Source organism: Prevotella sp. C0026C3, assembly GCF_056590795.1.
The window spans coordinates 1-13,930 of record NZ_JBWPWW010000016.1 but is presented as its reverse complement, the minus strand read 5'-3'; the positions used below and the strand labels follow the sequence as shown (position 1 = coordinate 13,930).

Sequence of the window (13,930 nt, the reverse complement as noted above, 5' to 3'; positions counted from 1 at the left end):
CTATGGAATATTATAAACTCAGAAAACATCACCAGCGTTATCGCGTAGCACGATGGCTCAGCAAGCATCCGACATGGTTCCATAGGATGCTTAAATGGTGTTATGCTCATACTTCGCGACAGAGACAAGCCCTCCGATGGCTTGCCCATCAGTTGCAATGGCTGAGTGTCTTGAATGTTTTCAAATATATCAAACGCTTGGATTGGTATATCATCAAGAAGTTTATTGGTACCTATATATATTCCATTCTGCTGATTATATCCATCTCCATCGTCTTCGACGTCAATGAGAATTTGGCCAAATTTGCGGAATACCATGCCCCCCTACGTGCTATTGTTTTCGATTATTATCTGAACTTTGTGCCCTACTTCGCCAATTTGTTCAGTCCGCTGTTCGTTTTCATAGCCGTCATCTTCTTTACATCCAAGTTAGCCGGAAACTCCGAGATTATCTCTATGCTGGCCGCAGGTATCTCTTTCAAGCGTCTCATGCGTCCATATATGATTTCCTGTGTACTCATTTCAGCGCTTTCTTTCTATCTTACGGCATATGTCATTCCGCACGGAACCGTCATCCGTCAGAATTTCGAGTCAATGTACAAGAACAAAAAGAAGAATACCTCTGCCGATAATGTACAACTCCAAGTGGACAAAGGTACGATAGCCTACATTCAACATTACGACAACAATGCTAAACGTGGCTACGGCTTCTCGCTTGATAAGTTTGAAAACAAAAAACTAGTCAGCCACATGACAGCCGTAGAAATACAATACGACACCATCTCGGAGTCCAAATACCACTGGACAGTGTCCAATTGGAAAATTAGACAACTCAAAGGATTGCGTGAGCACATCACAAGTGGTACAGAAAAAGATACGCTCATCCAAATGGAACCCACCGATCTCGTCTACTCCAAAGGTCAGCAAGAAACGTTTACCAGTCCGGAATTAAAGGAGTACATATCCAAGCAAATCAACCGTGGATCGGGCAATGTAGTTCAATATCAGGTAGAATATCACAAGCGTATTGCCTCTAGTTTCGCCTCCTTTATCCTCACCATCATCGGTCTTTCGCTCTCTTCCAAGAAACGCAAAGGCGGTATGGGTATGTATTTAGGTATCGGACTGGCATTAAGTTTTATTTATATCATGCTGCAAACTGTCTCTGCGACATTTGCTATTCAGGCTAACACGCCCCCCATCATTGCAGCATGGATACCCAATGTTATATTTGCTGTCGTGGCATATTTCTGCTATCGACATGCACCGAATTAAATTAGAATATGAATTTCGACGAATTAAAATTAAATGAGAATGTATTGGATGCCTTATACGATATGCATTTCGACACATGTACACCCGTACAAGAAAACTGTATACCGGAAATATTAAAGGGTAACGATGTGCTAGGCGTAGCACAAACGGGAACCGGAAAGACGGCAGCCTACTTATTACCAATCCTTAGTAAACTTGATGATGGCGGTTATCCTAGCGATGCCATCAACTGTATCATAATGAGCCCGACCCGCGAACTCGCCCAACAGATAGACCAAGCCATGCAAGGTTTCGGGTATTATCTGCAAAGTGTAAGTAGCGTTGCAGTCTATGGTGGCAACGATGGTAACAGATATGATCAGGAACTCAAGAGTCTGCGACTAGGTGCCGATGTCGTTATCGCTACACCGGGACGCCTCATCTCTCACATCAGTCTAGGCAATGTAGACCTTAGCAAAGTATCATTCTTTGTGCTTGATGAAGCCGATAGAATGCTGGATATGGGATTTTCTGAAGATATTATGACCATAGCCAAAGGCCTACCCAAAACATGTCAGACCATTATGTTCTCGGCTACGATGCCTACAAAGATAGAAGAACTGGCCAAAACGCTGCTGAAGAATCCTACAGAAATCAAATTGGCGGTCAGCAAGCCTGCCGAGAAAATCAAGCAAAGTGCCTACATCTGTCACGAAACACAGAAGCTTGGTATCATCAAGAGCATCTTCAAGAGTGGCGACTTGAAGCGTGTCATCATTTTCTGTGGCAGCAAGATGAAGGTAAAGCAAGTCAACGGTGCGCTACAAGATAAGCACATCAACTCAGGAGAGATGCATTCCGACCTAGACCAAGCAGAACGCGACGACATCATGTTCAAATTCAAGAGCGGTCAGCTGGACGTACTCGTAGCCACAGACATTGTCTCTCGCGGTATCGACATCGACGATATTGCCATGGTCATCAACTATGATGTGCCCCATGATGCAGAAGACTATGTTCACCGTATTGGACGTACGGCACGTGCCGACCGAGATGGCCAAGCTATTACATTGGTCAATGATATGGATATATCTTACTTCCAGCAGATTGAGAAATTCTTAGAAAAAGAGATCGTCAAGAACGAATTGCCAAAGGAATTAGGCAATGGACCGGAATATAAAGCAGACTATCAAAATAGGCGTCAAGGCGATAAGGCGAAGAATAGGCGAAGAAAAGACCGTGAGGTTACGGCACACAAGCGGAAACCAAGTCGCAAAACTAACGATACCACACCTAATGTAGAGCAGGCAGAAAAGCGTTCTCATCATCCTAAAAGGAATCGTAACCGTCGCGACAACAACAATCCTACCCCTCAATCAGCCCCAAAACAAGGGCAAGGCGATGCTGCTAGTCAAAGCAAAGAATACCGTTCCAAGAAAGATAGACCCAATAAAGCAAGGAGAAATGACAGTGGTTCCGAATTCAAAGAACATAAAAAGAATTATCGTCAAAACAAAAAGCAACGTCCACAAAAGAAGCAAGTTACTGCCCAACAACCAGTAAAACAAGAGGGCGGACTGAAGAAATTCTTTAAACGTATCTTTGGTATCAAGAAATAATAGATTAATTTATCAAGGCAGAAATCCATACTATTGGCTTCTGCCTTTTTCATTTTTAATTTACTGCAACGCCTTTCCAGCATCGCTGCAAAGTTTCGCCAACAATCTTGCAAAGCCCCAGCAGCAATTTTGCAAAGCCTCAGCAGCAATCCAAGTACTTCGATATGCCATTTCCATCATAACTATATCAAATTTCTATCACGCACATTTTAAATAAAGGTAACGGTCTTTATATGCAATTGGAAAAAACAGAAATGTATATATAATAAGGTATATATGTAAATTGATATACGTTTTTGAGCACAGAACTATCTTTTTTCTACTTTTTCATAAAATATTCTTTCTTTTTGTTTTTAATTTGATAGAAATGATTTATCTTTGCAATATCAATAGATAAGAGAATGTTTATGTAGGGCAATAAAAGCTCCATCATCATGCAGGATTCGTTTTACAATTAAATAAAAGACAAGAAGATGAAAGCAACAGAAGTATTAGAGACTCTAAAAAGGAGATTCCCGAATGAACCGGAGTACATTCAGGCTGTGCACGAAGTATTAGTAAGTATTGAGGATGAGTACAATAAACATCCTGAATACGAGAAAGCTAATCTGATAGAACGTCTTTGCATTCCAGATCGTTTGGTACAATTCCGCGTCACATGGGTAGACGATAAGGGCAACGTACAAACCAATATGGGATACCGTATTCAGCACAACAACGTAATTGGTCCGTACAAAGGTGGTCTTCGTTTCCATAAATCTGTAAACCTTTCTATTCTTAAATTCCTTGCTTTCGAGCAGACATTCAAAAACTCACTGACCACTCTTCCCATGGGTGGAGCCAAAGGTGGTTCTGATTTCTCGCCACGTGGCAAATCAAATGCCGAAGTAATGCGCTTCTGTCAAGCTTTTATGAGTGAACTGTACCGCCACATTGGCCCCGACGAAGACGTGCCTGCTGGCGACATTGGAGTTGGTGGACGCGAAGTAGGTTATATGTTTGGCATGTACAAGAAGCTCACCCATCAGTTCCAAGGCATCCTGACCGGTAAAGGTTTGGAATTCGGTGGCTCATTGATTCGCCCTGAAGCAACAGGATATGGAAATGTATACTTCTTGCAAAGCATGCTTGCTACACGCAATGAAAATTTAAAAAACAAAGTTGTATTGGTTTCCGGTTCCGGCAACGTAGCTCAATATACGGTGGAAAAATTGATTCAACTAGGTGCTAAGCCTGTTACACTCTCCGACTCAGATGGATATATTTATGATCCGGATGGAATCACAGCTGAGAAGTTAGCATATGTGATGGAACTGAAAAACGTTGAGCGTGGCCGCATCAAAGAGTACGCAGAGAAATATGGCTGTAAATATGTTGCAGGCGCAAAACCTTGGGCAGAGAAAGCCGACATCGCTACTCCATGCGCTACGCAAAACGAAATCAACGAGGAAGCTGCCAAAACTTTGGTTGCCAACGGAGTGATTGCAGTGAGCGAAGGAGCCAATATGCCCAGCACACCGGAGGCTATTCAGGTATTCCAAGATGCAAAAATTCTCTACTGTCCGGGTAAGGCATCTAACGCAGGAGGCGTAGCTGTATCAGGCCTTGAGATGTCTCAAAACTCTGAAAGAATCCATTGGACACGCGAAGAGGTTGATGCCAAACTCTTCAACATTATGAAAGACATTCATGAGAATTGTGTGAAGTATGGTACACAACCCGATGGTTACATCAATTATGTAAAGGGTGCAAACGTAGCAGGATTTATGAAAGTAGCGAAAGCTATGATGGCTCAAGGTATTGTATAAACGATATTGCGATTAAAATAAATGAGAAAGGGGAAGCTAGTTTTATTCTAGCTTCCCCTTTACTGTACAAAATTATTAGTAAGAATTATTTTGAGCATATTTGAATAATTCTTATATTTGTGTTCAAATCTATTAAACACAAACTTATACATCACCATGAAAACAAACCGATTGACTTATGCGTTTCTCCTAGTACTTGCCTGTTGCCTCTGCGCATGTGAACATGTTGACATGGAGAAATATGCAAGTGGAGATGGAGTCGACATCACCTTTAGAGTTGATAAACTAGAACAAATCCCCTTTGAAACGTCAAATATCACTTCAAGAGCGGTCAACGATCTATCAAAAGTATGCTCAAGAATTAATCTTGCTGTATTTGAAGGCGAAAACAAAGTTACTTCTTTTGACCAGACTTCGGATACTCCGGGCTTTGGGACTCTTAAAATCAAACTCCCCAAAGGCAACTATACAATAGTGATAGTCGCCCATAGTGGATTAGGTAATGCAACCTTATCCAGCCCTACAAAGGTTAGTTTCTACAAAAACAAAGTAACAGATACGTTTAATTATGTAGCTAACATAACGGTGGGTGACCAATCCTCTGACTACAATATTGAGTTAAAAAGAGCTGTTGCCAAGTTCCGGCTACGCATCAACGACGACCAAATACCGGCAGAAGTCAAACAGTTTAAATTCTATTATACCGGTGGAAGTAGCACATTGAACTGTGTCACAGGATTTGGAGAAGTCAACTCACGCCAAACGGAATATAGGGATATTCCGACTAAATCTTCTGATGGATACTATATCTTCGATGTCTATACCTTTCCACATGCAGATGGCAAAGAATTAAAAATGAAAATAGATGCAATAGACGTAGCAGGGAATAGCATTCAGGGAGCTGAATTTCCACTCGTACCTGTAACAACCAACCGAATTACACAATACACCGGACAGTTTTTTAGTGGCATTCAAGCCAACTCACCAGCAGGAATTAAAATTTCAATAGATGATAGTTGGGATTCAAGCTATTATAATGTAACTTTCTAAATACGAAATAATGAAAGCTTCAACAAATAACCCTTAAGTTGGAGCGGTGCGTACGAGACTCGAACTCGTGACCTCCTGCGTGACAGGCAGGCATTCTAACCAACTGAACTAACGCACCAAAGTGCTTTATCGAAGAGGTTTCAGGCGGTGCGTACGAGACTCGAACTCGTGACCTCCTGCGTGACAGGCAGGCATTCTAACCAACTGAACTAACGCACCTTATAGACCATCTTGTCAATTGCGAGTGCAAAGGTAACGATTATATTTTATTCCACCAAGAATCAAACAACTTTTTTATAGAAAAGTTTGCAATAATAATGCAGAATGAGCACATCCATCTTCCAAGAGCCAATCTTTAAGCTCTGAAGAGGCATGAAAGCCACACTTCTCCAACAGTTTGATTGATACTGTGTTCCGTTTATCGACAATTGCATATAATTGATGCATATTCAATGTCTTCTTACAATAGGCCATGACTTGCTTGATGGCAGCTCCGGCATAGCCCTTTCGACGATATTGACTCATAATAACAAAGCCTATCTCTGCTCGAAGATGCCGAGGACTGAAGTCAACTACATCAACTACCCCTACTCCATAACCATCTTCATTGAGTATCATCAGTCGAACTTGCTTATCAGTATAGATATCACAAGTAGAATTCGCAATATAATCATGTAGCAAATACTTAGAATAAGGCACACTAGTCGCCCCTACATTCCATACAGATTTATCGTTCTCTATCTTATAAAGTATATCCAAATCCTCCGGTTCTAAAGCCCTCAAAGTTACTTTACTCATCTGTCAGCACCTCCTTTGCTGTTATTAACCAATGATATTGTGGATAGAATAGTCCTAAATGAATATTATCTTTAGGATTCTCCGAAAGCGTATCTATGATAGTATCATATCTAAATCTATCGGTATCAAATACGATACATAACTCTCCTGTGAGATTTTCAGAACACAATTTATCAATATCAAGCTGCTCATTTTCATTTAACACCTTCGGATGAAGATCTAATCCATGCCCTTGTGCAAACTTCTCGAAAAGCAATATTTGTTCCTCATCACCCCAATAATAATATGTCATAGGCGCAACAATGCTCGGCAACAATCCCAACTTCTTTTTCAACTGTTCAATCAATAGCCCTACTAAAGCCTGCCCGGCTTTCAGTCCAATGGCTAATTGTATAGCCCAGAATACCAAAAAGCAAAGATTTTGGTTGTATTTTCGAAAGAAGATAAGCATTGCTTTGTAGAATACGTGGACATAACGAAAAGAAGATTTCTTCGTACTCTCACCTTTATAATGCAAGATAGACAATGGCAAATAATTGTTCTTCCAGCCATTCTGCAACAGTCGATAGGACAAATCAATGTCTTCACCATACATAAAGAAGGCTTCATCTAGCAAGTCTTTATCTTTGATGGCACCATTTCTTACCAAAAAGAAAGCCCCACTGACAATCTCTATTTCGCAAACTTCATCCCAAGAAAGATACCCCATGTAATAATGTCCGAACCGATGATGCGCCGGAAAACGACTACATAGTCCAATCAACTTATAGAACGCAGTCATGGGGGTAGGAATTCCACGTCGCGATTCTGGCGCCTTTTGTCCGGTTTCTGATACCATTCTGACACCAGCACCACCTATTTTCGGATCTTCGTCCATCTTCTTCAAGGCTTCACGAAGTACGTCCTCCCCTACGATTGTATCGGGATTGAGCAATAAGACATACTCTCCCACAGCTTGTCTAAAAGCTATATTATTGGCTCTGGAAAATCCTAAGTTATCACTATTCTGTATGATTTTAACCCAAGGAAAGTTTTTTTTCAGCAATGAAACAGTACCATCTGTAGAATGATTGTCCACCACAAACACCTCTGCCTCTATCTCTTGCAAAGCCTTAGACAATGATAGAAGGCACTGCGCAAGATAGTATTTGACTTGATAACTGACGATAATAACCGATAATTTCAAACTTCTTGGGTTTCAGAGAGACAACGCGACAAAGATGGATAAATAAAACAAGCACTCAATAAGAGGATGATTCCCATATATCCGAAAGCTACATTCATAAACATATAATATAAGAATGTATTAGCAACTAGCGGAATCATTAATAACAATAGGCGAAGGATAGCCAATCGCCTATAAGCGCCCGATGTCTCAGAAGAGCTAGAAATAATCTGCTTCTCTACTTTTGTGAAATGAAACAATCTCAATGCTAGTGGAATCACGCAGATGGTTAGCAACTCCATCACAACCGCCCAAAGAAATTCAGCACTCTTATCTGTAGTCCAATCACCCGGTAACAACAAGTCGCTCTCAAACAAAACAACCATCAGCAGAGACAGTACGATACTTCCCCAGAACAATCCTAATAATATATTACAGGTTCTTCTCATGCTATAAACTAACTTTTAAACGGTATACGATTCACGATAGAACGCCCCAATGTTACTTCGTCCGTATACTCCAATTCATTTCCTACCGAGATACCACGCGCAATAACAGAGATATGAATATCGAAAGGTGCGAGCTTCTTCGATATATAGAAATTGGTGGTATCGCCTTCCATGGTCGACCCCAAAGCCAAAATCACCTCCTCTACATCGCCTTGTTGTACCCTATCTACCAATGAATCAATCTCCAAATCGCTAGGACCGACACCATCCATGGGTGATATAACACCACCCAATACATGATATAACCCTCGATATTGTTGTGTATTCTCTATAGCCAACACATCTTGTACATTCTCAACGACGCAAACCATGGAGGCATCTCGTTTAGGATCTCCACATATAGAGCAAATATCCGTATCGCTGATATTATGGCATACGGTACAATATTTCACCTCATGACGCAGTCGATGAATCGCTTCAACAAAGCTATCCACCGACTGTGAAGATTGTCTAAGCTGATACAAAACCAGACGTAGAGCCGTTCTACGCCCTATGCCCGGCAACTTAGAGAACTCATCTACTGCTTTTTCAAGTAGCGAAGATGGGTATGATTCGTACATTACAGATAGACTCCTATACCGATTTTAAGACCAATCGTGGAATAATCACTGTGCTTCTTGAACGACTGGTCATAATAAATGGCAGGCTCAATTGTCACCGTACGACTTAAAAAGAAAGCGTATCCAACCTCTACACCCGGCATCAAATCATTGTAATGAGGTGCATGTTTATACTTACAATTTACTCCGAGGAAGATACCATTCTGCTCAATATAATAGCGACCACCTACACCCAAACTGTAGCTATCGCCTATCCCGTCATTACCAATGTGCGAATATCCGACCGTACCATAAGCCATCAAATCATCGACAATCATATATCCGGCCTGTGCCTGAAGGCCATAACTGAAATGACTCAAGCCATTATAACTCATATTCAAGCCTGTCAATGAACCTCCTATATACGTCTTGCCACCTTCAAACTGGGCATTTGCTGCTACCGTCATAAGCAAAGCAGCAATCATTAAAACTATTTTTTTTCTCATTACAAATTGATATTATTGATTAATATTATACTGTTTCCTATACCATACGAAGAACCATACCAACGAAGCAACCAATACTACAATGCTCCCTACATAAGATTTTGACTGGCTTAGTCCGAACGCTTGCTTTGAAACCAGCAAAAACGTCGAGCACACTACTGTCATAAAGACTGCCGGAACCAAACTAATGACAAAGGGTTTCTTACGTTGAACTAGATACACCGTCGTCGTCCAAAGAGCGAATACTGCCAGTGTTTGGTTTGCCCAGCCAAAATATTGCCAAATGACATTGAATCCATTAGGATTCTCCATCTGCCAAATGAGTAGCCCAAGAGCTAACACAAACATCGGCACAGCAATATACAGACGCTTATGCAGGGCCTTCTGTTCAAGCCCTAAAGACTCTGCTACGATAAGTCGAGCACTTCTAAAAGCCGTATCACCACTCGTAATCGGTGCAGCCACGACACCCAACAAAGCCAATATACCACCGGCAACACCCAGCCATCCTTCACAGATATACTTGACAACGGAAGGTGCATCGAAATATTGTACAAGCGTCTTACCACCTTCAAACTGGGCAATAAACTGATTGGCAACTTCCGGTGAAACCACCTCTTTCCATCCTCCATGATAGAAAAAGTAGATAGATACCGTAGCCCAAATCAATGCTACGAGCCCCTCGGTTATCATTGCACCATAGAAGATAGGGCACCCTTGCTTCTCGCTCTTCATACAACGAGCCATCAATGGACTCTGAGTCGCATGGAATCCACTAATAGCTCCACATGCAATCGTTATAAATAAACAGGGGAATATAGGGTTGGTTTCGGCAAATTGAGATACGCCCAACCAAGCCGGGACAGCATTCAAATTGCTCGTAGGCAAGTCGCTCCATAGCTCAGGCAGTGTAGGCATCTTCAAAAACAGACCTATCAAGAGAGCTACAGCCATAAAAAGAAGCGAGAAAGCAAAAAGTGGATATATCTTACCTATAATCTTATCTATAGGCAACAACGTCGCTATGATATAATAAATGAAGATAAGCAGAATCCAAAGAAGTTTGCTACCCACAATATTAGACAGAACGATAGCGGGGCTATATACGAATACCACGCCCACCATCATCAATAGTAATACCGAGAAGACAAGCATGACCTTCTGCGTCCTTAATCCCAAATATCTTCCAACCAAGTCGGGCAAACCTGTACCATCATGCCGAACCGACAACATACCACAAAAATAATCATGCATAGCTCCGGCAAATATACATCCCAACACTATCCACAAATAGGCATAAGGACCATACCATGCTCCCATGATAGCACCGAAAATAGGACCGGTACCGGCAATATTTAAAAATTGAATCATGAATACCTTCCATCCCGGAAGCACCACATAGTCCACTCCATCGGCCTTTGCTACAGCAGGCGTCGGCCGATTATCCGGTTCGAAAACATGCTCTACAAAACGCCCATAAATGAGATAACCCACTATTAAAGCCAATAGACTAAGTGTAAAAGATATCATTATAATATGAATTTAAGCCTATTGCAAAAGTAAACATTAAATTTGAAAAGAGAAAAAATATAAGTACCTTTGTGACTAATTTGGAACAATAAACACCCAATAAATGAATAGAATAATAGCAATCATTATAACGCTGTTTCTCTTATGTTTCGACAGCACGATCGTGGCTCAAAAAAGTAAATACGAGGTTCGAGCCGTATGGCTTACCACCATTGGCGGTCTAGACTGGCCACATCGCTATGCCCGTTCATCTACCTCTATCGAAGCACAAAAACAAGAACTCATTCAAATCCTTGACAAGTTGCAAGAAGCAGGTATCAATACGGTATTGTTGCAAACTCGTATTCGCGGAACCGTCATCTACCCATCACGCTATGAGCCTTGGGATGGGTGCATGAGTGGCATTCCGGGGCGTTCTCCGGGCTACGATCCGTTACAATTTTCCATCTCCGAATGCCATAAACGCGGCATGGAATTGCAAGCATGGGTCGTGACGATACCCATCGGGAAGTGGAATGGACTGGGTATCAAGAACCTTAAAAATCAAAGAGTAACGACACTCAAAAAGATAGGTGCCGATGGATACATGAGTCCTGAGGATGCCCGTACAGGCGAGTACCTGAGTCGGATATGTAGCGAGATAGTAGAGAACTACGATGTTGACGGTATCCACCTCGACTACCTTCGCTATCCGGAGACATGGAATATCAAGATTCCCAAAGACCGTGCACGTCAATATATCACCGATATTGTAAGTCGCATACACGATGCCGTCAAAAGCCGAAAGCCTTGGGTGAAACTCAGTTGTTCTCCTGTGGGAAAAGCCGACGACTTGACAAGATACTATAGCTACGACTGGAATGCTTATAATAAGGTATGTCAAGATGCACAAGGATGGCTACGCGACGGCCTGATGGACGAACTTTTCCCCATGATGTACTTCCGTGGAAACCAGTTCTACCCTTTTGCTATCGATTGGTCTGAACAAGCTAGTGGTCGAATAATTGTATCCGGACTAGGCATCTACTTCATGTCTCCGGCAGAAAAAAACTGGGATTCCAGCGTCATTGAACGTGAAATGCACATGTTACGCAGCTATAAATTGGGCTACGCCTTTTTCCGTAGCAAGTTTTTCACCGACAATCTGAAAGATATTTACGACTTCACAGCGAAATTCAACCGACATCCGGCTTTGGTTCCGCCAATGACATGGGCCTCCAAACAAACTCCCCCGGCACCTCAAAATCTCCGATTGGAGAAACAGATACTAAAATGGGAGAAAGCCGACGACACCTATTATAATATATATAGCAGTAGCACTTGGCCTATAGACATACAGAATGGAGACAATCTTTTAGCCGCAAAGATAGCCACCGACTACTTGGAAATAGAAGATACAAACATGTATTATGCTGTCACAGCAATGGATAGATACGGCATAGAGAGTCGGCCAAGTACCATAAGACAAGTTTCTCCCAAACAAGATATCAACGTTTCGCTACCATGCGATGGGCGGAAAGTGACCATTCCTGCACTCTATTTACAAGACTCCCCTAATCTCACCGTGGCAATTACAAGCCTCACCGGTGTCATCCTCTCAACTGCCACAGTGCGTACCAACAATGTTGATGTGCATCAACTCGCTAATGGTTCATACATCTTACGTACCCTTAGTGCCAACGGTCAAAGCCATCGTATCGGTTATTTTACGATTAATAGATAATCGGCAGATACATTTCTATCCTCCCAATCCCACAGATATGAGATAGCCTCTCACCTATTTATTTACCCATTTACCTGTTAACCTCAAAACTGCAATGGCCGGGCAACATCGCTGCCCCGACTCCGCAGTAATACTGAAAAGCACCAACAGCAATGTTGACAAGCTTTTGCAGCAAATGAAGGTTATAAGTTTATCTGTTTGTTTATGTCTCTAGACACCTAAGATTAAAATACTTAAATACTTTGACCGTTTTGTGATAGAAGTGCAAAGCATACATACCGATATAACCACAATACAGCATCCTACACTTCTCGGTAAAGAATAATCTAATCCTGCTGTTAACCTATGGACTACAATGAATAAATAACACTGAAAAATATAAATCCCTATTGAATTCTGTCCAAGAGTTGATATAACATGGGAAATATTCTTTCGAAATAGATTTACAGGATACAACAAAGTCAAACCTGCAATAGCAAAACTACCAAATATACCAATCATATATCTAAAAACATCTATATATAATTGATGGATTGCAGAATACTTTGAAGAATATAAAGAAAAGCCAGACGTATATATAAAACTCTCTTGATTATAATACTGAAACAGTATTAAAAATATTACACTAAAAAAGGATGTAGCAATCATCATTTTTCTTCGAGAAAATTGTACGAACAAACTCCATTTATTGATTTCAAACCCTAATAAAAAGCATAGATACATCCATTTAATACGAGCAAATGTTACGAAGTAGTTATCCGGTAATAGCAAAAAAAGAATAATGATACATGCTTGAAGAAACCAATAAGTTTTAAATTTATTATGACCTTTAAATTTACTATGTATAATACCCAAAGTGATACTAGAAAAAAAGAACTGACCATAGAAACCAAAGATTCCCAAAGAAATTGACTAGATGCTCTAATACAGGCATATCAACTCTCCATTGACGAGCCAAGACAAATAAAACAAAGGTATAAGTAATGATGGGGATTAATAGCCCTTTAAATTTTCTTCCGAGATTATGTCTTAAAGAATTTCGTTCACAGCTATAATAAAAAAGGTATCCACTAACCAGCATGAATAAAGGCATATGAAATGAATATATAAATTCAAAAAGAACATTATCAAGTAAGAATATATTATTCACATCACCTTTTCTACAATATTGAATAGAATGCCCTAATACGACTAAGATGATTCCGATACCTTTCAATTCATCAAATATTGCAATACGATTTTTGCTATCAGCTTTCATTCTTTTCTTATTATTTTGCAAAGATACGAAAAATAAAATAATAAATAGACAATACTCTCTAGAAACAAAGGAAAGTCCGAGCTACCATGGAGTGCCGCAGAGTCAACCAGCAAGTGCAAAATTATAAAACGTATTTGAAGAATTCACACTTTGGAGTAGAAAAGTTTAATTT

Annotated in this window: 12 protein-coding genes and 2 tRNA genes; 5 read left to right on the top strand and 9 right to left on the bottom strand. The window is 40.8% G+C overall.

Annotation, left to right across the window (positions count from 1 at the left end):
• Nucleotides 1-2: 2 nt before the first annotated feature.
• The 4 genes from AC1EK4_RS09635 to AC1EK4_RS09620 all read left to right on the top strand — a co-directional run bounded on the left by AC1EK4_RS09635 (nucleotide 3) and on the right by AC1EK4_RS09620 (nucleotide 5,730).
• Nucleotides 3-1,274, top strand: coding sequence for an LptF/LptG family permease (locus AC1EK4_RS09635; protein ID WP_036900714.1), 1,272 nt, complete (start codon nucleotides 3-5; stop codon nucleotides 1,272-1,274).
• A gap of 8 nt (nucleotides 1,275-1,282) precedes the next feature.
• Nucleotides 1,283-2,872, top strand: a complete 1,590-nt coding sequence (locus tag AC1EK4_RS09630; protein ID WP_062434049.1) for a DEAD/DEAH box helicase — start codon at nucleotides 1,283-1,285, stop codon at nucleotides 2,870-2,872.
• A 473-nt stretch (nucleotides 2,873-3,345) separates the two neighbouring features.
• On the top strand, nucleotides 3,346-4,680 hold the full coding sequence (locus AC1EK4_RS09625) for an NADP-specific glutamate dehydrogenase (RefSeq protein ID WP_036900712.1): 1,335 nt from the start codon (nucleotides 3,346-3,348) through the stop codon (nucleotides 4,678-4,680).
• 231 nt (nucleotides 4,681-4,911) lie between these two features.
• Entirely contained in the window at nucleotides 4,912-5,730 is an 819-nt protein-coding gene (locus AC1EK4_RS09620; protein ID WP_062434046.1) for a FimB/Mfa2 family fimbrial subunit, read from the top strand.
• A 44-nt stretch (nucleotides 5,731-5,774) separates the two neighbouring features.
• On the opposite strand, the gene AC1EK4_RS09615 is transcribed toward AC1EK4_RS09620, so the two are convergent.
• From AC1EK4_RS09615 to AC1EK4_RS09580, 8 genes are all read right to left on the bottom strand, one after another.
• Nucleotides 5,775-5,848: transfer RNA gene (locus AC1EK4_RS09615), tRNA-Asp, on the bottom strand.
• A gap of 27 nt (nucleotides 5,849-5,875) precedes the next feature.
• Nucleotides 5,876-5,949 (bottom strand) — tRNA-Asp (locus tag AC1EK4_RS09610).
• 75 nt (nucleotides 5,950-6,024) lie between these two features.
• Complete coding sequence (locus AC1EK4_RS09605; RefSeq protein ID WP_062434042.1) at nucleotides 6,025-6,528, bottom strand: GNAT family N-acetyltransferase; 504 nt, start codon at nucleotides 6,526-6,528, stop codon at nucleotides 6,025-6,027.
• Entirely contained in the window at nucleotides 6,521-7,714 is a 1,194-nt protein-coding gene (locus AC1EK4_RS09600) for a glycosyltransferase family 2 protein (protein WP_036900533.1), read from the bottom strand. Before AC1EK4_RS09600 ends, AC1EK4_RS09605 begins: the two co-directional genes overlap by 8 nt.
• A complete protein-coding gene (locus tag AC1EK4_RS09595) occupies nucleotides 7,711-8,142 on the bottom strand; it encodes a hypothetical protein (protein WP_036900531.1) in 432 nt (143 codons plus the stop codon). Before AC1EK4_RS09595 ends, AC1EK4_RS09600 begins: the two co-directional genes overlap by 4 nt.
• Before the next feature lie 8 nt (nucleotides 8,143-8,150).
• Nucleotides 8,151-8,762 carry a recombination mediator RecR gene (gene recR, locus AC1EK4_RS09590; protein ID WP_036900529.1) on the bottom strand — a complete coding sequence of 204 codons (612 nt, stop codon included), beginning with the start codon at nucleotides 8,760-8,762 and terminating at the stop codon, nucleotides 8,151-8,153.
• A complete protein-coding gene (locus tag AC1EK4_RS09585; protein ID WP_036900527.1) occupies nucleotides 8,762-9,247 on the bottom strand; it encodes an outer membrane beta-barrel protein in 486 nt (161 codons plus the stop codon). Before AC1EK4_RS09585 ends, recR begins: the two co-directional genes overlap by 1 nt.
• A 12-nt stretch (nucleotides 9,248-9,259) precedes the next feature.
• Complete coding sequence (locus AC1EK4_RS09580) at nucleotides 9,260-10,777, bottom strand: carbon starvation CstA family protein (protein ID WP_480358065.1); 1,518 nt, start codon at nucleotides 10,775-10,777, stop codon at nucleotides 9,260-9,262.
• 103 nt (nucleotides 10,778-10,880) lie between these two features.
• On the opposite strand from AC1EK4_RS09580, the gene AC1EK4_RS09575 reads away from it, so the two are divergent.
• On the top strand, nucleotides 10,881-12,500 hold the full coding sequence (locus AC1EK4_RS09575) for a glycoside hydrolase family 10-like protein (RefSeq protein WP_480358062.1): 1,620 nt from the start codon (nucleotides 10,881-10,883) through the stop codon (nucleotides 12,498-12,500).
• Between the two features lie 862 nt (nucleotides 12,501-13,362).
• Here the strand turns inward: AC1EK4_RS09575 and AC1EK4_RS09570 are convergent.
• Complete coding sequence (locus AC1EK4_RS09570; RefSeq protein WP_480358059.1) at nucleotides 13,363-13,758, bottom strand: acyltransferase family protein; 396 nt, start codon at nucleotides 13,756-13,758, stop codon at nucleotides 13,363-13,365.
• Between the last annotated feature and the right edge of the window lie 172 nt (nucleotides 13,759-13,930).

What these genes read in the sequence shown, in the direction of transcription:
- AC1EK4_RS09635 (WP_036900714.1), top strand. Translation starts at nt 3, where the DNA reads ATGGAATATTATAAACTCAGAAAACATCACCAGCGTTATCGCGTAGCA.
- AC1EK4_RS09630 (WP_062434049.1), top strand. Translation starts at nt 1,283, where the DNA reads ATGAATTTCGACGAATTAAAATTAAATGAGAATGTATTGGATGCCTTA.
- AC1EK4_RS09625 (WP_036900712.1), top strand. Translation starts at nt 3,346, where the DNA reads ATGAAAGCAACAGAAGTATTAGAGACTCTAAAAAGGAGATTCCCGAAT.
- AC1EK4_RS09620 (WP_062434046.1), top strand. Translation starts at nt 4,912, where the DNA reads ATGGAGAAATATGCAAGTGGAGATGGAGTCGACATCACCTTTAGAGTT.
- AC1EK4_RS09605 (WP_062434042.1), bottom strand. Translation starts at nt 6,528, where the DNA reads ATGAGTAAAGTAACTTTGAGGGCTTTAGAACCGGAGGATTTGGATATA.
- AC1EK4_RS09595 (WP_036900531.1), bottom strand. Translation starts at nt 8,142, where the DNA reads ATGAGAAGAACCTGTAATATATTATTAGGATTGTTCTGGGGAAGTATC.
- recR (WP_036900529.1), bottom strand. Translation starts at nt 8,762, where the DNA reads ATGTACGAATCATACCCATCTTCGCTACTTGAAAAAGCAGTAGATGAG.
- AC1EK4_RS09585 (WP_036900527.1), bottom strand. Translation starts at nt 9,247, where the DNA reads ATGAGAAAAAAAATAGTTTTAATGATTGCTGCTTTGCTTATGACGGTA.
- AC1EK4_RS09580 (WP_480358065.1), bottom strand. Translation starts at nt 10,777, where the DNA reads ATGATATCTTTTACACTTAGTCTATTGGCTTTAATAGTGGGTTATCTC.
- AC1EK4_RS09575 (WP_480358062.1), top strand. Translation starts at nt 10,881, where the DNA reads ATGAATAGAATAATAGCAATCATTATAACGCTGTTTCTCTTATGTTTC.
- AC1EK4_RS09570 (WP_480358059.1), bottom strand. Translation starts at nt 13,758, where the DNA reads ATGAAAGCTGATAGCAAAAATCGTATTGCAATATTTGATGAATTGAAA.